The 19,552-nt window shown below is 67.8% G+C and carries 21 protein-coding genes and 2 pseudogenes; 13 read left to right on the forward strand and 10 right to left on the reverse strand.

Annotated features, from left to right (window positions below; all coding sequences use genetic code 11):
• The first annotated feature begins 110 nt into the window (after positions 1–110).
• On the forward strand, positions 111–1,247 hold the full coding sequence (locus ACN27F_RS16405) for a PEP/pyruvate-binding domain-containing protein (protein WP_421434387.1): 1,137 nt from the start codon (positions 111–113) through the stop codon (positions 1,245–1,247).
• Here ACN27F_RS16405 and ACN27F_RS16410 read toward each other — a convergent pair.
• Positions 1,228–1,500, reverse strand: a complete 273-nt coding sequence (locus ACN27F_RS16410) for a hypothetical protein (RefSeq protein ID WP_421434388.1) — start codon at positions 1,498–1,500, stop codon at positions 1,228–1,230. The two genes, ACN27F_RS16405 and ACN27F_RS16410, sit on opposite strands and share 20 nt — an antisense overlap.
• Positions 1,501–1,752: 252 nt before the next feature.
• Between ACN27F_RS16410 and ACN27F_RS16415 the strand changes: the two genes are divergently transcribed.
• Both ACN27F_RS16415 and ACN27F_RS16420 read left to right on the forward strand, forming a co-directional pair.
• Positions 1,753–2,307 (forward strand): transposase family protein, encoded by a 555-nt coding sequence (locus tag ACN27F_RS16415; RefSeq protein WP_421434389.1) that lies wholly within the window; start codon positions 1,753–1,755, stop codon positions 2,305–2,307.
• A 192-nt stretch (positions 2,308–2,499) separates the two neighbouring features.
• Complete coding sequence (locus tag ACN27F_RS16420; RefSeq protein WP_421434390.1) at positions 2,500–3,822, forward strand: IS110 family transposase; 1,323 nt, start codon at positions 2,500–2,502, stop codon at positions 3,820–3,822.
• Here ACN27F_RS16420 and ACN27F_RS16425 read toward each other — a convergent pair.
• Positions 3,804–3,989 (reverse strand): hypothetical protein, encoded by a 186-nt coding sequence (locus ACN27F_RS16425; protein ID WP_421440253.1) that lies wholly within the window; start codon positions 3,987–3,989, stop codon positions 3,804–3,806. The two genes, ACN27F_RS16420 and ACN27F_RS16425, sit on opposite strands and share 19 nt — an antisense overlap.
• Between ACN27F_RS16425 and ACN27F_RS16430 the strand changes: the two are divergent.
• Positions 3,921–4,061: pseudogene (locus ACN27F_RS16430) on the forward strand (transposase); the annotation flags it as partial. The gene ACN27F_RS16425 and the pseudogene ACN27F_RS16430 overlap by 69 nt on opposite strands.
• 705 nt (positions 4,062–4,766) lie before the next feature.
• Here the strand turns inward: ACN27F_RS16430 and ACN27F_RS16435 are convergent.
• From ACN27F_RS16435 to ACN27F_RS16450, 4 genes and pseudogenes are all read right to left on the reverse strand, one after another.
• A complete protein-coding gene (locus ACN27F_RS16435) occupies positions 4,767–5,864 on the reverse strand; it encodes an integrase core domain-containing protein (protein ID WP_421434391.1) in 1,098 nt (365 codons plus the stop codon).
• Between the two features lie 197 nt (positions 5,865–6,061).
• Positions 6,062–6,478, reverse strand: a complete 417-nt coding sequence (locus ACN27F_RS16440; RefSeq protein ID WP_421434393.1) for a PIN domain nuclease — start codon at positions 6,476–6,478, stop codon at positions 6,062–6,064.
• The gene (locus ACN27F_RS16445) at positions 6,469–6,693 is read right to left on the reverse strand and encodes a hypothetical protein (protein ID WP_421434395.1); all 225 of its coding nucleotides are present in this window, start codon (positions 6,691–6,693) and stop codon (positions 6,469–6,471) included. Before ACN27F_RS16445 ends, ACN27F_RS16440 begins: the two co-directional genes overlap by 10 nt.
• Before the next feature lie 205 nt (positions 6,694–6,898).
• A pseudogene (locus ACN27F_RS16450) lies at positions 6,899–7,126 on the reverse strand (IS256 family transposase); the annotation flags it as partial.
• Between the two features lie 112 nt (positions 7,127–7,238).
• Here ACN27F_RS16450 and ACN27F_RS16455 point away from each other — a divergent pair.
• Positions 7,239–7,613, forward strand: a complete 375-nt coding sequence (locus ACN27F_RS16455; RefSeq protein ID WP_421440255.1) for a hypothetical protein — start codon at positions 7,239–7,241, stop codon at positions 7,611–7,613.
• Positions 7,614–7,666: 53 nt separating this feature from the next.
• Here ACN27F_RS16455 and ACN27F_RS16460 read toward each other — a convergent pair whose 3' ends face one another.
• Positions 7,667–8,314: a TetR/AcrR family transcriptional regulator gene (locus ACN27F_RS16460; protein WP_421434396.1), complete on the reverse strand. Its 648-nt coding sequence runs from the start codon at positions 8,312–8,314 to the stop codon at positions 7,667–7,669.
• A 139-nt stretch (positions 8,315–8,453) separates the two neighbouring features.
• On the opposite strand from ACN27F_RS16460, the gene ACN27F_RS16465 reads away from it, so the two are divergent.
• From ACN27F_RS16465 to ACN27F_RS16485, 5 genes are read left to right on the forward strand one after another with little or no spacing between them, the layout of a single operon-like run.
• On the forward strand, positions 8,454–9,587 hold the full coding sequence (locus ACN27F_RS16465; protein ID WP_421434397.1) for a VOC family protein: 1,134 nt from the start codon (positions 8,454–8,456) through the stop codon (positions 9,585–9,587).
• Positions 9,584–10,522, forward strand: coding sequence for a fumarylacetoacetate hydrolase family protein (locus ACN27F_RS16470; protein WP_421434398.1), 939 nt, complete (start codon positions 9,584–9,586; stop codon positions 10,520–10,522). The genes ACN27F_RS16465 and ACN27F_RS16470 overlap by 4 nt, the downstream gene beginning before the upstream one ends.
• Complete coding sequence (locus ACN27F_RS16475) at positions 10,519–12,402, forward strand: acyl-CoA synthetase (protein ID WP_421434399.1); 1,884 nt, start codon at positions 10,519–10,521, stop codon at positions 12,400–12,402. Before ACN27F_RS16470 ends, ACN27F_RS16475 begins: the two co-directional genes overlap by 4 nt.
• A complete protein-coding gene (locus ACN27F_RS16480; protein WP_421434400.1) occupies positions 12,399–12,755 on the forward strand; it encodes a DoxX family protein in 357 nt (118 codons plus the stop codon). Before ACN27F_RS16475 ends, ACN27F_RS16480 begins: the two co-directional genes overlap by 4 nt.
• Complete coding sequence (locus ACN27F_RS16485) at positions 12,752–14,269, forward strand: bifunctional 3-(3-hydroxy-phenyl)propionate/3-hydroxycinnamic acid hydroxylase (protein ID WP_421434401.1); 1,518 nt, start codon at positions 12,752–12,754, stop codon at positions 14,267–14,269. The genes ACN27F_RS16480 and ACN27F_RS16485 overlap by 4 nt, the downstream gene beginning before the upstream one ends.
• Before the next feature lie 48 nt (positions 14,270–14,317).
• Here the strand turns inward: ACN27F_RS16485 and ACN27F_RS16490 are convergent, their stop codons facing one another.
• The 3 genes from ACN27F_RS16490 to ACN27F_RS16500 all read right to left on the reverse strand — a co-directional run bounded on the left by ACN27F_RS16490 (position 14,318) and on the right by ACN27F_RS16500 (position 15,356).
• Positions 14,318–14,626, reverse strand: coding sequence for a type II toxin-antitoxin system PemK/MazF family toxin (locus ACN27F_RS16490; protein WP_421434402.1), 309 nt, complete (start codon positions 14,624–14,626; stop codon positions 14,318–14,320).
• Positions 14,626–14,862, reverse strand: a complete 237-nt coding sequence (locus ACN27F_RS16495) for a ribbon-helix-helix domain-containing protein (RefSeq protein WP_421434403.1) — start codon at positions 14,860–14,862, stop codon at positions 14,626–14,628. Before ACN27F_RS16495 ends, ACN27F_RS16490 begins: the two co-directional genes overlap by 1 nt.
• A gap of 245 nt (positions 14,863–15,107) precedes the next feature.
• Positions 15,108–15,356, reverse strand: coding sequence for a hypothetical protein (locus tag ACN27F_RS16500; RefSeq protein WP_421434404.1), 249 nt, complete (start codon positions 15,354–15,356; stop codon positions 15,108–15,110).
• 562 nt (positions 15,357–15,918) lie between these two features.
• Here ACN27F_RS16500 and ACN27F_RS16505 point away from each other — a divergent pair.
• The 3 genes from ACN27F_RS16505 to ACN27F_RS16515 are packed head-to-tail and all read left to right on the forward strand — an operon-like array spanning position 15,919 to position 19,454.
• Positions 15,919–16,491, forward strand: a complete 573-nt coding sequence (locus ACN27F_RS16505; protein ID WP_421434405.1) for an RNA polymerase sigma factor — start codon at positions 15,919–15,921, stop codon at positions 16,489–16,491.
• Positions 16,488–18,614 carry a tetratricopeptide repeat protein gene (locus ACN27F_RS16510; RefSeq protein ID WP_421434406.1) on the forward strand — a complete coding sequence of 709 codons (2,127 nt, stop codon included), beginning with the start codon at positions 16,488–16,490 and terminating at the stop codon, positions 18,612–18,614. Before ACN27F_RS16505 ends, ACN27F_RS16510 begins: the two co-directional genes overlap by 4 nt.
• A gap of 15 nt (positions 18,615–18,629) precedes the next feature.
• Positions 18,630–19,454, forward strand: coding sequence for an AAC(3) family N-acetyltransferase (locus tag ACN27F_RS16515; protein WP_421434407.1), 825 nt, complete (start codon positions 18,630–18,632; stop codon positions 19,452–19,454).
• The last annotated feature ends 98 nt before the right edge of the window (positions 19,455–19,552 follow it).

Raw genomic sequence — 19,552 nt, forward strand, 5'->3', positions numbered from 1 at the left:
TGAGCATCCAGCCTCACGCACAGGTCGTCAACGTGGCACACGCAATCCATACAAAGTCGCATCAATTCCCCCAATGGTTCCCTGTAGGATGCACGGGAGTCTGAGGGGAGATGGTGTTGCTGATCAACTTGGCCGACGCCGAAGCAGCGACGTCCGGCGGCAAAGCCGCCGTGCTGGCCCGGCTCCTGCAAGCGGGATTGCCGATCCCACCCGGTTTCGTGATACCGACCTCCGCGTACGAGCAGGCAGACGGCGATATCTCGGCCGATCTGGTCGACGAGATCACTCAGGCGCTGCTCCAGATCGGCGACGGTTACCTTGCCGTACGCTCGTCGGCGACCAGCGAAGACACTGCCCACGCGACCGCTGCTGGCCAGCACGACACCTTCCTGGGCGTACGCGGCCCCGATGAGGTGGCCGACGCGGTACGCAGGTGCTGGGCTTCGCTGTGGTCTGAGCGCGCAGTGGCGTACCGGCGCCGGCAGGGGAACGCTCAGCCGCCGACAATCGCCGTACTTGTGCAACGCCTAGTGGACGCAGACGTCGCCGGGGTGATGTTCACCGGCGACGACACCCGGCTGGAGGCATCCTGGGGATTGGGCGAGAGTGTCGTCAGCGGCCACGTCACACCGGACTCGTGGGTGGTCTCCGGCGGGGCCGTCACCCACCGGGCGCTCGGCACGAAGAAGACCCGGATCGATCGCACCGTTACCCGCGAGGTGGAACCGGCCGACCGAGATCGCCTCTGCCTCACCGACGACGAGGTCACCCGACTCGTACAACTCGGTCGGCAGATAGCCGATCTACTGGGCGGCCCGCAGGACATCGAGTGGGCGATCTCCGGCTCCCGGATCTGGATCCTTCAGTCACGCCCGGTAACCAGCGCTCTGCCCGCCGCGCACACGGTCGCCGTTGAGGAGAGTAAGGCCCTCAGAGGTACGCCCGGAAGTCCAGGTCTCGCCACAGGACCGACGCGTGTAGTACGCGGCCCCGCCGATTTCCCCCGCGTCCGGCCCGGCGACATACTCGTCTGTCGCACCACCGATCCGGCATGGACACCGCTGTTCGGCGTCGTCGCCGCAGTCGTCACCGAAACCGGCGGCCTCCTTTCCCACGCCGCAATCGTGGCCCGCGAGCAGGGTCTACCGGCCGTCCTGGCGATCCCGGACGTGACGACAGCTCTGCACGACGGCGCGCACGTCGAGGTGGACGGGAGCACCGGCAGGGTCACACGCCTTGGTTGCTGATCCGAGGGTTGTCGGCGTCTCGGGCTGAGAACCGTTTCTGGGCCGCCTGCTTGCTGATGCTCATGGTGAGCCCGATCTGCGTCCATGAGGCGCCAGATCCGCGCGCCTGCTCGACGAACTGTTGAACCAGTTTTCGGGCGCAGGCTTCGAGGTCTCCTGATACCTGGACTGCAGTAGCGAGGCGCTGTAGCGGATCCTCGCCGCCCTCCTGGATCCTCTCGATCAAGTAGTCAAGCTGAATCGCGCTACTCACGTCAGGGCACATATCGTCAACCATAGGTTGGCTCGGGATCAACCTCAACTGGGCTGGTTGCGAATGCCAAGAATCTCATCCACGCTGGTCCGGCAGGGTGTGGGGTTGTACCAGGGCCCCGGCAAAGTCGTGACGGTGTCTGACTTGTAGGGCTTGGAGTAGAAGCGCCGCTGTTGGTGGCAGCAAGACGGGCATGACCTGTTCGAAGATCATCAAGGTTCTCTACGCCATGCTGATCGCCCGAAGTGAGTCATGCCCGCGCTGCCATCATCGCTGATCTCGTCCCTGTCCCACGCACCGGCTCTGACCGTGCCGGAAACCGCTGGTGGGCTGCCGGCGGCGCTCGCCGACCTGCCCGATCCACGAGCCAGGCGAGGCGTCCGGCACCGGTTGACGGTCGTGGTCACCGCAGCGGTGTGTGCCGTGGTCGCCGGCTACCGCTCGTACGCCGCGATCGCCGAATGGGTCACCGATGTTCCGGCCGAGACCGCTCTCGCCCTGGGCATGGCTCCGGACCGGCGCCCGTCGGAGGCGATGATCCGCCGACTGTTGCAGGCCATGGACCCGCAACTCCTGACCGCGGCGATCAGTGTCTGGCTCGCCGGCCGGGCCACCGCCACCACGGCAACGGCCGGCCGGGCGATCGCCGTCGACGGTAAGACCCTGCGCGGCTCCCGCACCCTCGACGCCCCCGCCCGGCACGTGATGACCGCCTGTGAACAGGCCACCGGTGTGGTCCTGGCCAGCACCACCGTGGACGGCAAGACCAACGAGTCACCCTGTGCCGAGCACGCCGCTATGGCGTGAAAAACTGCGGTACGGTCGCCCGCCGACGCCGATGGGATCTTGGCACTTGAAGCCGTTAACGAGTCTGGCGCGGGGCCCGACCTCGATGGGTCGCACACTGTTGCTTCGAGCACGCCGGTCAGATTTCTTGGTTCCCGACCGTGGCCCACGGGCGACCTCCCACCCCCTTCTGCCCGTATGGAGCCCGGTGGCATGTCACGAGAACCTGAAGAGATCCACGACCCCGACCATGAGATCCGGTTGAGCCGGGTCGCGGCCATCGACGTCGCGAAGGCATCCGGCAAGGTCTGTACCCGGCTACCGCATCCGACTCAGCCTCACCGCAGGGTGACGCTGGTCTGGGACGTCGTGTCCACGACCAACGAGCTCTGCGCCTTGGCCCAGCGGTTGGTCACCGATCAGATCGAACGTGTCGTTCTGGAGTCGACCGGCGACTACTGGCGACCGTTCTACTACATCCTGGAAGCCCACGGGGTGACCGTGTGGCTGGTCAACGCCAACGACGTCAAGCAGGTCCCGGGCCGACCCAAGACCGACAAGCTCGACGCGGTCTGGCTGGCCAAGCTCAACGAGCGTGGGATGCTGCGGCCCTCGTTCGTGCCGCCGAAGGCGATCCGGGACATCCGCGACTACACCCGGCTGCGCCACGACCTCGTCGCGGACCGGACCCGCTACAAGCTGCGCTTGGACAAGCTGCTGGAAGACGCTTTGATCAAGCTGTCCACGGTGGCTACCAACTTCCTCGGGCTGTCCGGAAGAGCGATGATCGACGCTCTCGTCGCGGGTGAACGCGATCCCCGCCGACTGGCCGAGCTGGCCCTGGGCAAGCTACGGGTCAAACGTCCCGCTCTGGTTGAGGCGTTGACCGGCCGTTTCGACGACCATCACGCCACGATCGCTGTCGTCCTGCTGCAGCAGATCGATGCCCTTGACGTCGAGATCGACAAGCTCACCGTGATCATCGACCAGCTAATCGCCGCACTGCCTCCGACGGGTACTGGTGAGGACTGTCCTCCTGCGGCCCATCAGCCTTCGGTCTTGGAGCGGCTCGACGAGATCCCTGGTGTCGGACCTCGGGTCGCTCAGATCATCATCGCGGAGACCGGCGGGAACATGGCCCAGTTCCCCACCGCTGGCCACCTGGTGTCCTGGACGAAACTGTCCCCACGCACCATGCAGTCCGGGTCAAAGACCCGCCGCGGACCCACCGGCCGTGGCAGCCCCTACCTTAAAAGTGTGCTCGGTGACGCCGCCGCGGCAGCCGCCCGCACCGACACCTTCCTCGGCGAACGCTACCGGCGCCTGGTCAAACGCCGAGGCAAAGCCAGAGCCCTGGTCGCGATCGCCAGATCCATCCTGACGATCGTCTGGCACATCCTGGCCGACCCGACCGCTAGCTTCATCGATCTCGGCCCGGACCACTACGCCACCCATATCAACAAGCACCGCAAGACCCGTAGCCTCATCCGCCAGCTCGAAGCCCTCGGCCACACCGTTCAGCTCAACCCGGCCTGACCAGCACCACACCCAACGGACAAATTCAGAACCTCGTCGGGGCTGCGCCCCGACGCTGCCGCCTGCCCACTCACGGTTGTTTTTCCGGTCAGATCACCCGGTTCGCGCCGCTGCTCGACCAGATCAGCGACCTGCGTGACACGGTGATCACCGCCGACGCCCTGCACTGCCAGCGTGAGCACGTCACCTACCTCGCCGAGCGAGGCGCCCACTGGATCCTGACCGTCAAGGGCAACCAGTGCGCCACGAGGCGCTCGTGCGCCGTGAGGCGCGAAGGATCGAGGGAGGTGGAAGACCTTCCCGCCGGGTTGTCGCAGCAGCCTGGTAGGAGCTGAGTGCAGTCCGGCTCGGGAGACGCCGAGTCGGATGGGAAGCAGCACTGACAAAGCCGGGACGGCTGGGCACTACCAGACCGGTCGGGTCCGGCGAGCGAGACCAGACGGTGTACGTGAGGAACCAGTGATAACGCTGTACCTGCCGGAAATGTCATCCGGGCAGGTCAGGCACGTCGGCCGCGCGGCCTCCTCGGCGTGGCGGCAGGGTGGGTACGGTCCCAGCCGTCGGACCATGCACCCGGCCACCGGCAGCGGCGAGCGTGGTGCTCCATGGGTGCTCGAACGTCGGGGGACAGGCACGGACACCCCGGGACCCAGCCGGAGTTCGCGGCTTCCACGAGCCGCCGACTTCGTTCGCAGATGTCGATGGCGAGGCCCCGCATGGCCGGGACCTAGGCGGACATACCAAGACCGGGCCGGACTGAGCCGGTTGCCGACGGACCACCACAGGGGTAGAGTCGAGGTAGGACATCTTTAATCATCCACTTCGGACTACGGATCAGAAGGTTAGGGGTTCGAGTCCCTTCGGGCGCGCAAGATCAACAGGGGTCTGACCTGCCGAAACGGCAGTCGGACCCCTGTACCTGCCGAAAATGTCATCCGGGCAGGTCAGGCGGCATGTTCGTACTCGTGGAGGATGCCGCCGAGGCGGTCACGTCGGTGGATGTTCAGGCGGGCGAGACGGTCCGGGTCGCTGATCGCTTCTGGTAGCGATGCGAGTGGTCGGGCGTTGGCGATGCCCTGATGAGGGCGATGCTCGTTGTAGAAGACCTCGTACTCGCGGAGCGCGTGTAGCAGGTGCCGCTGGTTGAGGATCAGGGTCCGGTCGAGGAGTTCACGCCGGCAGGTCCGGACCCAGCGTTCCATCACCGCGTTCATCCGGGGTACCCGGACTCCGCTGAGGACCATGTCAATACCGGCGTCGGCGAGCACGGTGTCGAACAGGACCGGGTACTTGCCGTCCCTGTCCCGGATCATGTATCTCACCTGGCAGCCAGCGCCTTCCAGGTCCATCACCAGGTTACGTGCGGTCTGGGTCACCCAGCCCGCGGTCGGGTGCGCTGTCACGCCGAGGACTCGGATCCGGCGGGTGGCGTGCTCGATGACGGCCAGGACGTAGAGACGGGTGCCGGTCAGGGTGGTCGTCTCGAAGAAGTCGGCGGCGATGACGGCGTGGGCCTGGGAGCGTAGGAACGCCGCCCAGGTGCTGCTGGTGCGCCGAGGTGCCGGATCGACGCCGGCGGCTTTCAGGATCTCCCAGACGGTGGACGCGGCGACCTTGACGCCCAGCACGAGCAGTTCGCCGTGGACACGGCGATATCCCCAGGTGCTGTTCTCCGAGGCCAGGCGCAGGACCAACCGGCGGATCGACCGGACGGTTCGTGGCCGCCCGGCCTGGTGGGGCCGGGAACGGCGGGCGTGCCGCCGGGCGATCAGGTCCCGGTGCCAGCGCAACACGGTCTCCGGGCGGACCAGCAGCCGCAGACGGTTGCGCACGGTTCGCGGCAGCGGGTGCAGCAGGGCCGCCAGCCACGCCCGATCCGCCGGGGTGAACCGGACCCGGTCGCCGTGCAGTTGCCGTTCGAGCACCATGATCTGGTGCCGCAGGGCCAGGATCTCGGCGTCCTTGTCGCGGTCGCTCATCAGCAGCAGCCGCAGCAGAGCGAGGGCGTTGGTCACGCCGAGGTACGCCAGTCGAAACAGCACACCCCATCGTCGCGCAGCTCTCGACGTCGACCACTGTCGCGATTCAGCCGCCCGAACCCCCGCCGGGACCGGCCACTCCAAGGCTTGCTGATCAACAAGCCGTGACCAGGAGGGATGAGGTTTTCGGCATCCACAAGGTCAGGGGCGCCGGCCTCCACAACCCGAACACGGTTCGGCGTCACGTACCTGCCCTGTCTCTAGCCAATCAGGGTTTCGACTGGCTGGCCGGTGATCGCGGCGATGAGGTCGAAGTCCTTGTCGACGGCGAGGACGGTCAGTCCCGCCTTCTCGGCAGTCGCCGCGATCAGCAGGTCAGGGATGGACGGAGCGCGGTGCTGGCCGCGATCGGCGAGCAGCATCTGCACCTCCAGTGCCCGGTCCTCGATGGCGGGTGTCAGGTGCTCGACCGGCATCAAGGACAGCGGCGGCGCGGCGAACTGCCGGCGGCCGACTTCTCCGGAACGCGCCGAGTAGCCGAGTTCGAGCCGGGTGATGCTCGAGAGCCGAGCCAGCCCTCGGCTGATGCGTGCGTTCCACTCGTCGCGGTTCGCCACTTCGCCGAGTTGAAGACGGATGTACGCGGACTTGTCTATCAGCCAGCTCGTCACCGCCATGCGTTGTCCATCACCGTGGGGTCGGCGAGATCCGCGAATGCCTCTGCGGACCGTTGCCAGTCCTCGGCTGTCACCGTCCGTTCGCCGGCAGGGCTGATGTTCTCCTCGAACTTGCGGCGCAGGTACTCGTTGCGGGACAGCCCGAGGTTGGCGGCTGCGGCGTCGATACGGTCGACGGCCTCTTGGCTGAGGTCACGGACGAGGATGTTAGGCATGCGACACCTCCAACTCCAGGCTGATGCTATCACGATATCGCGCCCGGTGTGTCAGTGATTGTGACCTCACCGACGGACTCGACCAGACTGCGGGTGCCGAAACCTCATCCGCGCTGGTCAGGCGGCATGCTCGTACTCATATAAAAGCCCGCCGAGTCGGTCGTGTCGGTGGACGTTCAGGCGTGTCAGCGCTGCGGGATCGATCGTTTCGACCAGCTGGGTCGTGCTTGTCGTAGCCGACGTGGTCGGTGATCTCACCGTCCAGCGCCGACTCCAGGACCCGCTTCGTGAGCTGCTGCAGCAGCCTACCCTCACCGGTCAGTTGCAGCCCGTCACCACGAGCCCGATCGACCAGCATCGCGATCAATTGTTCATCCGTGACCGCACCCACCGGCCCGGCGGCCGGCTGTCCCGCGGTGGTCTCGGTCGTCATCTGGCGTCTCTCCCTTGATCGGTCGATCAGCCGTTATTTGTACAGTCCCCGCTTCGGCGGGATCCCCCTCAAACGGCAGCGCACCGCCGTCATCGCCGATCTGAAGCCGTCCATGGCCACCGTCCGGGGCAACGAGTTGATCCATCGGCTCCTGGCCGGACGATGCGAGCTCTGCGAAGCACGGGTGGGGTTGCAAGTTCACCACATCCGGAAACTGGCTGACCTCAACAAGCCCGGACGGCCGGAACGGCCGTCGTGGATACGCCTGATGGCCATGCGGAAACGAAAGACCCTGGTGGTCTGCCAAGCATGTCACCAGGACATCCACGCCGGACGGGCTACGACCTCCCCCGGACATGACGACCACTGGAGAGCCGGATGCGGGGAAAGCTCGCCTGTCCGGTTCGGGAAGGGGCCGACGGAAAAGGACCCGAGCCACGGGCACCTCGCCAGCGGCCTACTTCACTCTGTGGGGGCCCGGGGGTGAGACTCCCCCGGGCTACTCGGCGGGCTAGATCATCGGGCGGACGGCCGCCGGGTCTACGGGCGATCGCTGTCGAGGTGGGGCAACGGGCGCTCGCAGATCTCGTGCGCCTGTTCGGGTGGCAGACCGAGCATGCGCAGCACATCCTCGGTGACGTGATCGGTGGCCATGGCGTCGTCGCGCTCTGGCTGCTCGTGCAGCAGTTGCCCGAGGCACAGCGCGGTGCCGGCCACGGTCACCATCGCCAATTCCGGGTCGCGTACGCTGAACCGCCCGGCACGCACACCGTCTTCGATGTCGCGGCGGGCTCGAGGTGCGAGGCCCTTGTCCGAGCCGGCCAGGGCTAGGCCGTTGCTGAGCAGGACCTTGCTGAGTTCGGGCTGCCGGCGGTGGAGGCGGCCGGTCAGCCGGAAGCTCTGCGCGAACACGTGGGCCGGGTCGTCCAGGCCGACGGTCAGCTCGTCGAGCAGGGCACCGTAGCGATCGAGGGCGTCCTCCACCGCGGCCTGGAAGAGCTGCTCGCGGCTGTCGAAGTGGTTGTAGAACGACCCCATCCCCACGTCGGCCGCCTGGGTGATCTCAAGGATCGGCACGTTCGGCCTGCCTGCTGCGATGAAGGTCTGGGCGGCGCGTACGAGCGCCGACCGGGTGTGCGCCTTCCGCCGTTCCAGGCGGTTGGGTGCGTGCCTGGTCTGCTGCGTCATGCCTGCGTGCTCACCTCTCCCGGTCGTTCTGCGCTCACCTTAACCCAGGTGGAACTCAGTCATGACGAAATCGTCATCCGCCCTTGACTGACGCTGCTCTCGTAAGTGACGATTTCGTCAATTTGGAGGGGAGCGGTACATGATCGAGCACCACGACCCGCACACTGGTCTGCACAGCGAGCAGGGCGCGCTGCCGGACGAGCACCCGGGCCGCGCCCGGAACCCGATCGTGAAAGTGCACGACCTGGCCTGGCTGGAGTTCCAGAAGCCTGATCTTGAGCGGGCTGAGGCGTTCGCCCGGGCCTTCGGCTTCACCACGGCACTGCGTACCCCCGACGAGGTGCACCTGCGCGGCACCGCCGCCGGCTCCCCCTGCGTGCTCATCCGTCGGGGCCCGCGGTCGCGGTTCGTCGGTCCCGCGTTCCGCGCCGCCGACGGGCGGGACGTGCTGCGCCTCGCCGAGGCGACCGGGAGGACGATGAGTTCCCTGCCGGAGAGCCTGGGCGGGGTGACGGTGGACCTGGTCGAACCGAACGGGACGCGGGTACGCGTGGTCGCGGAGACCCACGAGCTCGCCGCGCTGCCCACGCAGGCGCCGCTGACCCTCAACGTCGGGCACGACACGGCTCGGGTGAACGTCACCCAACGGCCGCTGCGGGAGCCGGCTAAGGTACAGCGGCTCGGTCACGTCGTGCTGCAGACGACCCGTTACCTGGAGACGCTCAACTGGTATCTCGAGCATCTGGGCCTGATCGTCAGCGATTTCCTGTACTACAAGGGGCAGCGCGAACGCGGCCCGACCATGAGCTTCATCCGCTGCGACCGTGGCAGCACGCCCACCGATCATCACACCCTCGCGATGGCCCTCGGGCCGGCCAATCGGTACGTGCACTCGGCCTACCAGGTCCCGGACCTCGACTCGCTGGCCGCCGGTGGGGAGTACCTGCTCGACCGGGGCTACCGGCGGTCCTGGGGGATCGGCCGGCACATCCAGGGCAGCCAGATCTTCGACTACTGGCGCGACCCGGACGGCTTCCTGGTCGAGCACTTCAGCGACGGCGACCTGTTCGACTGCACGCTCGAGCCCGGCTGGGCGTCGATGAGCGCCTCCGGGCTCGCCCAGTGGGGTCCGCCCGCCACCAAGGACTTCCTCGGCATGGGATCCAGCCGGGAAGCACTTCGCGAGCTGCGTGCAATCGCCAGTGCACTGCGCGAGGACAACGAATTCGACCTCCACCGCCTCCGCGGCCTGATGAAAGCGTTCAACTCATGACCACCTCCGTCCTGCGTACCGCCGACGCCTGGTGGGTGCTCACCCCCGCCGGCGCCTCCAAGGTCAACACCAGCGCTACCACGACCGGCGAACTGCTGGCCGACCGGCCGGCGATCGTCGCGGCCGCGACGAGCAGCGACACCATCGCGGTTGACGATCTCGCGCTGGTCTCCCCGGTGACAGCGCCCTGCCGCGTCGTCGCCCAGATGACGAATTTCGCCTCCCACGTGACGGACACGAACGGGAACCCGGCTACCGTCCCGTTGACGTTCTTCCGCAAGACCTCGGGCTCGATCAGCGGACCGTTCGCCGAGGTGGTCCGCCCCGCCCACGTGACACTGCTGGACTACGAAGTCGAGATCGGGCTGGTCTTCGGTCGCGAGATGCCGGTCGGCACGACGGTCACCGACGACAACCTCGCCGAGTACGTCGCTGGCCTGGTGGTCACCAACGACGTCTCCGCACGTGACGTCCAGTTGCCCAAGACGCAGTTCTACGAGGCCAAGTCGTACCCGACCTTCACCCCGGTCGGCCCGGTGCTGGTGCTGCTCGACGCCGACGAGCTCAAGCGGTTCACCGACCTGCGGTTGAAGCTGTGGGTCAACGGTGACCTCCGGCAGGACATGACCGCCGCCGACATGATCTACCGGCCGGTCCAGGCGCTGCGGGCGCTGACCCGCTTCCAGCGCGTCGACCCCGGTGACCTGCTGCTGACCGGCACGCCCGCCGGGACGGCGCTGAGCGCGCCGCCGAAGCCGGTCGAGATCATCGCCTCGCTGCTGCCGCCCGCGGTGAAGTGGAAGATGTTCTTCAAGGGCCAGGCCCGCAACCCGAAGTACCTCGCCGACGGCGACGTCGTCGAGGCCACCATCGCCACCGACGACGGCGCGATCGACCTGGGCCGGCAGCGCACCGTCGTGAGGCACGCCCGATGACCGGCTCCCTGCTGTGGCCGGACTACGCAACACCCGACGACCTGGCCGCGATCGAGGCCGTTCCGCTCGAGGAGCGGGGCCTGCCCGAATCGACGTACGCGCTGCTCGCGCGAGCGGCGACGACCTGGCCGGACCGTACGGCCATCAGTGTCCTGCCGGACGCCACCCGCTGGCGGGAACCACTGCGCCGCACCTTCGCCGAACTCCTGGCCGACGTTCACCGGTACGCGAACCTGCTTCACGACCTGGGCGTGCGACGAAATGACGCGGTCGCCCTGATGTCGCCGAACTGCGCCGAGCTGATCGCCGCGACGCTGGCCGCGCAGCTCGCCGGGATCGCGGCGCCGCTGCACGGCGGGCTGTCGCGGCAGCACCTCGCCGAACTCCTCCGGCGATCCGGTGCCCGTGTGCTGGTCACGGCCGGGCCCAAGCTCGCGCCGGACACCTGGGACACCGCGCGGGCGCTCGCCCGCGACGGTCTGCTCGACGCGATCCTCGCGCTGCGGCCCACGGCACCGGCGGACGCGCCCCAACCGCTGCCGGCCGTCGACGGCGTACGCATCGGCTACCTCGGCGAGCTTGCCGCAGCCACGGACCCGGCCACCTTCGACGGTGACCTGCCCCGGTCCTCCGACCTGGCCGCGATGTTCCACACCGGCGGCACCACCGGTGCTCCGAAGCTGGCCGCGCACACGCACAGCAACGAGGTCGCCGACGCGTGGATGCTGGCCGCCAGCTCCCTGTTCGACGAGGAGTCCATGGTCTTCGCGGCCCTTCCCCTGTTCCACGTGAACGCCCTCGTCGTCACCCTGCTGGCGCCCCTGTTCAAGGGGCAGACCGTGGTGTGGGCCGGACCGCTCGGCTACCGCGACCCGGCACTGTTCGGCGTGTTCTGGAAGATCGTCGAGCACTATCGGCTCGCCGCCATGAGCGCGGTGCCCACGGTGTACGGTGCGTTGGCGCAGGTCCCCGTCGATGCCGACCTCAGCAGCCTGCGGTTTCCGCTGGTGGGAGCCTCGCCGCTACCCGCCGCGGTCCGGAGCGCCTTTCAGTCCCGCACCGGAACAGCCCTGGTCGAGGGCTACGGGCTGACCGAGGCGACCTGCGCGAGCGCCCGCAGCTTCCCCGACGCGTCGCCGCCGGGCTCGGTCGGGCAGCGCCTGCCGTACCAGCGGGTGCGGGTCGTCGCCGCGGACGGCACGTGGGAAGACCGGCCAGTTGGCGAGACGGGGGTGCTGGCCGTCAGCGGCCCGACCGTCTTCCCCGGCTACGTCGTCGGCCGGGACGACAACGGCCCCGTCCTGGATGGGCTGGGCAAGCTGGTCGACGGCTGGCTGGACACCGGCGACCTTGCCCGCATTGACGAGGGTGGCTTCGTCTACCTCGCCGGCCGGGCCAAGGACCTCATCATCCGCGGGGGCCACAACATCGACCCAGCGATCATCGAGGACACCCTGCTCGCCCACCCGCAGGTCGCGACGGCCAGCGCGGTCGGGCGCCCGGACGTGCACGCCGGCGAGGTGCCGGTCGCCTACGTCACCCTCGCGCCCGGCGCCACCGTCACGGGGGACGACCTGCGGGACTGGGCAGGTGACCGGGTGCCCGACCGCACCGCCGCGCCCAAGGCCGTGACCATTCTCGACGAGCTGCCGGTCACCGCCGTGGGCAAGCTCTACAAGCTTGCCCTGCGCAGGGACGCTGCCCGCGAGGAACTCCGTGCCGCGCTCGACCAGATCCCCGGAGTGCAGGACATCGACGCCGCGATCGAGGGCAGCTCGATCGTGGCCACTGTGAAAGTTCATCCCTCTGCCCGAGAGAACGCCGTCAAGGCGGTTCTGGGCCGGTATGCCATCGAATGGCGATTGGTGGTTGTGTCATGACGCTCGCTGCGGCCATCCTCGCGGTGCTGCTCGCGCTGATCTTCTCCGCCCTGGGCACGGCCAAGATCCTGGCCCTGCGACCGATGCGGGGGCTGGCCGCGCACGCCGGCTTCTCCGTCGCCGCCTACCGCCGCATCGGTGTGCTCGAGATCGCCGCCGTGATCGGGCTGCTCATCGGCCTGGTCCAGCCGCTGATCGGCATCCTCGCCGGTGCCGGGCTGCTGCTCCTGCTCGGCGGAGCCCTCGTCGTACACCTACGCAAGGGGGACGGCCCGCGCAAGTACGCTCCCGCCCTCGTCTGCGGGCTTCTCGTCGCTGCCTATCTCGTTCTTCAGGTGGTGGCCGCTCGATGAACGCGGTTCCGGTGGCGATCGTCGGCGCCGGCCCCACCGGGCTCGCCGCCGCGACGCTGCTCGCCCAGTACGGCGTCGAGTGCCTGATCCTCGAACGGTGGGAGTCGGTCTACCCCCTGCCCCGCGCCGTCGCCCTCGACGACGAGGTCTACCGCATCCTTGCCCGCCTCGGACTCCGCGACGAGTTCGCCGCCATCTCCCGGCCACACCGGGGCCTTCGACTCATCGACCGCAGGATGCGGGTGCTGGCCGAGTTCCCGCGCGACATCGGGCCGGGCCGGCACGGCTACCCGCAGGGAAGCATGTTCGACCAGCCGGAGTTGGAGACGATCCTCCGCCGGAACCTCAAGCGGTACGGCATCACCCTGCGCGGCAACACCGAGGTCACCGCGCTGGCCCAGAACGCCGACGGCGTACGGCTCGACGTCGCCGACACGGCCACCGGCGAGCACGACGTCGTCCACGCGGCGTACGTCCTGGGCTGCGACGGCGCCAACAGCCTGACCCGGGCCGCGATCGGCGTCACCATGCAGGACCTCGGGTTCACGCAACGCTGGCTCGTCGTCGACGTCGTCACCGAGGCCGACCTCGGCCAGTGGGAAGGCGTGCACCAGCTCTCCGACCCGACCCGCGCCGGCACGTACATGCGCGTCGGGAAGACCCGCTACCGCTGGGAATTCCGACTGGCGCCCGGCGAGACCGCCGATGACTTCCACGACCTGACCCGGCTGCACCCGTTGATCGCGCCATGGACAGGGAACATCCCTCTAGCGGAACTGGAGGTCGTCCGCGCCGCCGAGTACACCTTCCGCGCGCAGGTCGCCGACCGGTGGCGCGACCGGCGGGTGTTCCTGCTCGGCGACGCCGCCCACCTCACCCCACCGTTCATCGGCCAGGGCATGGGTGCGGGGCTACGCGACGCGATGAACCTGGCCTGGAAACTCGCCGGCGTGCTCGACGGAACCCTGCCCGAGACCGTCCTCGACACCTACGTGGTCGAACGCAGGCACCACGCGCGAGCCATGATCAAGCTGGCGAAGATCATCGGCACCGCGATGACGGCCGGCGGCAGAGTGGGTGACATCATCCGCCGCGCGGTGGCGCCGCGCCTGCACCTCGTACCCGGTCTCAACGACCTCGCCTCGAACAGCCAGACACCTCCGCTGCACCGGTCCGATCTGGTGATACGGCCACGCCTGCGCCGCACCCTCGCGGGCCGACTGTGCCCGAACGCCCTCATCGACGGCGACCGCCGCCTCGACGACATTGCCGCCGGCCGGTTCGCAATCGTCACCACCACCGAGCCGCCCGCCACCCAACGAGCAGACATCGAACGACACGGAATGGTGCTCGTCGCTGCCCGACTGGGCAGCGAGCTGCACCAATGGCTGACGAGAAGCCGCGCCCACACGGCGATCGTCCGCCCAGACGGGACGGTGCTCAGCGCCGGCCGACGGCTGTCCGTGTCACGCACCATCGTGCCCGGCCACAACAGGAACCTCCCTCGCCGTTGACGCCAACGGCGAACGGCCGGGCGGAGGGAGGGAGGGAGGGAGTCCTTCCTATTCGGGCAGGTCGAGGTCGTAGGCGGCGAGGATGGCCTCGGCCAGGGCGGGTTCCTGATGGGGCAGCAGGTAGCCGAGGTGCCGGCCCAGGGCGCTCTTGGGGATGGTGACGACGTTGTCGCAGCTGACCACGCTGTCGTGGTCGAGCCCGTTGACCAGGCCGACGGGGACTTCGGTGGACAGGCCGCGAATGGTGCTGGCGATGGGCGCGACGGTGAGCCGGGCAAGGTAGGGGCGTACCGCTTCGCGGGTCAGAACGAGCACGGGGCGGGTCTTGTCGAGGTGGGCGAGGTGGATCGGTCGCATCAGTCCAGGTCGTCAGTCGGGAGAGCGGCGGTGTGCTCGGCGAGCGAGTTCAGGTCTGCGTCGGGTTCGACGCCGGCGAGGATCGCGGCGTCGCGGGCGGCGGCGGTCTGGCGTCGCTCGCGACGTAGCGCTCGGGCCACGACGGCGGCCCTGCTGGGTGCGTCGCCGTGGCGGACCAGCTCGTCGACGAACTCGACGAGGTCGTCCGGCAGACGGACGGCGATCTGTGTACTCATGCCGTCGATGATACCGGATCGGTACCTGTCCGCATACCAGATCAGTATCAGCGAACTGCCCGGTTTGTCCTGATCGCCGCTTCCGGCATCGTCAGCCGGCCCATCCCCGGCGACGAGGACCACCGGGGAGGCAACAGGACCGACGTCCGCAGTTGGCAACTGACCAAGGAACCCGACGAGGGCGTGGTGCTCCATCGCCCATGTGCTGCTGGCGCGCTGAGGTGCCGGACCGATACCGGCCTCTTTCAGGATTCCCGGACGGTGGAGGCGGCGACCTTGACGCCCAGCACGAGTAGTTCGCCGTGGATACGGCGGTATCCCCAGGTGCTGTTCTCCGAGGCCAGGCGCAGGACCGGCCGGCGGATCGACCGGGTCGTTCGTGGCCGCCCGACCTGGTGGGGCCGGGAACTCCTGGCATGCCGGTGGGCGATCAGGTCGCGGTGCCAGCGCAGCACGGTCTCCGGGCGGACCAGCAGCCGCAGGTGGTTCAGCACGGTTCGCGGTAGCGGGTGCACAAGGGACGCGAGCCAGGCCCGATCCGCAGCGGCATCAGGGGTCCAGCCACCGCGCCAGGATCAGCGCCGACATGTCCACCGAGGAACGTCCACTCCGACACTGGCTCCGTGGCGTCGGGCAGACAGGCGTACAACCCCTCGATGAGCGCACGCGACGGCCGACCAAGTAACCGATTGAACCCCCAACACCGCCGACCAACGCTCCAATTTACGCCTTGGCCCAAACGCGGGGTGCCGGTCACACGACAGTACAGTGTGATACTGCTGATTCTCCCCAAGCACGACACGTGGGCGGCGCTGACCGCCCTGGCTGCGGGTGCCATGGCCTGGCAGTCGACGGCGCTGGCTATGGGCTTGCTGGCGGTCTGGTGCGCGACGAATGTGCTCGCTGAGTGGCACGCGCGACGCACCCTCGTCGGCGTGGCCCGTGCCGCCCCCGCGGAGGTGGTCATGATTAGCCAGGACACCTCGCGGAGGCTGGTCCTTCTGCTGGTCTGGGCAGCTGACATGGAGCAGTGCCAACGGCAGTCAAGGATATGAAGTGGATCCTTCCGAACCTCGGCCCAAGCTCACCAAGCGGCAACTCGATCAGGTGGAGGATTTCTTCCGGCAGGAGTCCGATGACCTGTACAAGTACGCCCAATCGAAGGGCTGCGGTTCCGAGTCGCGGGATCTGGTGCAGACGACCTTCCACGAGGTTGTCCGCGCTTGGCCGAAAATCGGCTCGTACGGTCCCGACGAGCGCAGGAGGTGGCTGCGACGAGTGCTCAGCAACAAGGCGATCGACCTCTGGAGGAAGCAGAACATGCTCGAGTTGACCGCCGATGTACCACACTCTCGCTTCCGGTCAGACGACACGGGCGATCGCGTCGAGTTCGGGATCGCCCTCGCCAGTTGTTGGAGGGTGATCGAACAGATGCCTCCGGCACGGCAGACAGTCGCCTGGCTTGTGTGGGGGGAGTCGTGGACTCACGCTCGCGTTGGCGAGTACCTCGGGATCGCGCAGAGCACTGTCCGCGGGCATCTGCTGGAGGCGCGCAAGCAGCTCAGGGCCACTATCGGCCACCTGGTGTCGTTCATCGACGACAAGGAAGAAGGGGAGACTGCTCCGTGAGCGACCAGGAGGAGCGGATTCCGCTCACGTTCGCCGAGATCTACCGGTGCGCCCACGCCGCCGGAACCGGAGCGTTCCCGCCCTTCGAACTGCAACGCGGCCTGGACAGCCTGAGGGATTGGATCGACCGGGAGGTCGACATCGTGGAGGAGACGGGATGGGATCTCGCTCCCACCGTGCTGCGGGGTCGGTACGTGCGGCTGCGCGGGCGCCGCGATCTGCTGAAGAACCTGACGACCCTGGCGCGTCGACCCGAGGATGGGCCCGCCGTGCTCGTCGGAAAGGGCGGCGCGGGCAAATCCGCACTTGCCGCCACTCTCGCCGAACAGGTGCGGAGCTGGGACCGGCAGGTGTGGTGGGTTTCCGCCGCCGACCCGACAGAGTTTTTCATGGACTTGGCCGAGGTGGCGAGAAGCGTTTGCGGGTCGCCTAGCGACGTGCAATCGATCGTCAAGGGGGCCGCAGACGCGCCGGACCGGCTGTGGCGTCTCCTTGAGGACGCACCAAGGGGTTGGCTGCTGGTTCTAGACAACGCGGATGATCCCTGGACGCTTGCGGCAGCGGGCTCATCGGCAGGGGTGCAGAACGGCCTAGGCTGGGCACGCGCGTCACGCCGCGGTCTGGTTGTGGTGACCAGCAGGCAGACCGACCCACGCATGTGGGAAGCGGCCCGGATCTTCCCGGTCGACGACCTGAACGTGGCCGATGCCGCCCAAGTGCTGCGGGATCTTGCACCGGAGGCGGGTACCGAGGCCGAAGCGCTTGCTCTGGCCAGGCGTCTCGGTGGGCTCCCGCTCGCACTGCATTTGGCCGGAACATACCTAAATTCCGAGATTGCCCAACGGCACAACTTCACCGAGTACGCGCGTGCCCTCGACGGCGCGACGGGAACGATCGTTGCCCGCGCCACGAAGATCTCTCTGGATGGGCTGGCCATCAACGGCGTTCCTCAGGCACGGAAGGTGCTGCGACTGGCTAGCTACTACTCCCCGACGTCGATCCCGACGCGCATCCTGTCCATGGCAGGCTTGGAGGAAGCGCTGGCCGGGCTGCGAGGCGTGGGCCTGATCCAGCAGACTCGTCAAGCGATCACGCTTCACCCCACCCTCACCGATACCACTCGCGCCGACCTGGAGGAACCAGAGTTTTGGCGAAAGGCGGTCGCTCACCTGGTCGGTGAGCTGGGTCGACTCCGCTCCGATCTGCCTGACCACTGGCCCGAATACCGGCTGCTCGCCCAGCACCTGCTGGCGTTGCTCGACACTACCGCCGACCATGGGGACCGACACCACCTCGCTCTGCTCGCCAACGCCACGGCCGATATGGCCAGAGCTCTCAGCCGCAGCGGCGCGTCGAGGACCGCCGGTGCCATGTGCCGGGCCGCTATGGCGCGCTGTGCGGCGTTGGGCGAGGAACATCCCGCGATGCTGCACACCCGGCATCAGCTCGCCTGGATAGTCGCCGACGGGGGGGATTTCGCCCAAGCGGAGGCCATCTACCACGACGTTCTCCGCATCCGGATACGTGTGCTCGGCCCCTCCCATCCCGACACCCTCGACAGTCGACACGAGTTTGCCTGGATCGCCACCTGCCTGGGCAGGTGGGCAGAGGCCGAGCGGCGCTACCGCGACGCTCTGCGCGACAGGCTGATCCACCAGGGGCCCGACGCGGAGGGAACACTGACGACACGTCACGAACTGAGCTACGCGATCGTCCGGCAGGACCGCCTCAGCGAGGCCCTCCACGCCTTCCGCGACGTCCTGCGCGATCGGCAACGCGTCCTCGGCGAGAATCACCCGCAAACCCTGCAGACTCAGCACGCGCTCGCCTGGATCACGGCAAAGCAGGGCAGGTGGGCAGAGGCCGAAGCCATGTACCGTCGCCTCCTCGACCTACGCCGAGTGCTCGAAACCGATCATCCCCACGTCCTGCTCACCCGGCACGAACTTGCCTGGACGATCGCCCGTCAGGGCCGCCGAGCCGAGGCCGAATCCCTCTACCGGTACGTCTTGCAAGGGCGTAGCCGAGTCCTGGGCCACGATCACCCCGACACAGAAACGACCCAACATGCTTTTAACGAGCTTTTGCAGGGCCGAATCGTCGACGCCGTCCACCTCGCATGAACACATGAAGTGCCCATGATCCCCGCCGACCACCTCACTGCCGCCATCGACGACCTACACCTCACGAATCATCCGATCATGCTGCACGCATCACTGCGGTCCTTCGAGGCCGTGATCGATGGTGGTGTCGACACTGTGCTGGACGCACTGCTCACGCGCGGATGCACCGTGATGGTGCCCGCCTTCACCGAATCCCAGTTCGGATTACCCGCCCCCGCCGATATACGACCAAGGCGCAACGGCATCGACTACAGCGCCATACCCGCGGTGAATGCCCCGCCGGAAAGCCCTCCCTACAGCGTCGACTGCGGACTGATCAACCCCGCGCTAGGCCTGCTTCCCGCAACGCTCATCGAACGCGTGGACACCGTACGCGGCAGGCATCCGCTCAACTCCTTCGCCGCCGTCGGCCCGCAGGCAGCCGAACTCATCGGTGCGCAAACCCCGGGCGACGTATACGGACCCATCCGTGAGTTGGCCGACCGCGACGGGACGATCCTCCTCATCGGCGTGAATCTCAACCGCATGACAGCATTGCACCTGGCCGAACAGCAGTCAGGCCGGCGCCTGTTCCGCAGATGGGCGCGCGACGAACACGGTGAGGTCCGCATGGTCGAGGTCGGCTCCTGTTCCGAAGGATTCCCGCAACTGGAACCAGTCCTGAACCCTCTCGCCAGATCCACGATGGTGGGCAGCTCGCGCTGGCGTGCGTACCCCGCCCAGCACGTCCTCGCCGACGCGACAGCCGCCATCATCGCCGACCCGAACATCACACGCTGCGCCGACCCCGAATGCATGCTCTGCCGAGACGCGATCGCCGGAGGTCCGATCCCTGCCTGACGCTACCCGAGCCAGCAGCCACAGCCGCTCGATCGCCCCTTGACATGCGGCGCCTGTACCTGCTGGTTCCTCATCCGCGACCGCGACGAGAAATACCC

The organism is Solwaraspora sp. WMMB335, assembly GCF_049179075.1.
Classification (GTDB): domain Bacteria; phylum Actinomycetota; class Actinomycetes; order Mycobacteriales; family Micromonosporaceae; genus Micromonospora_E.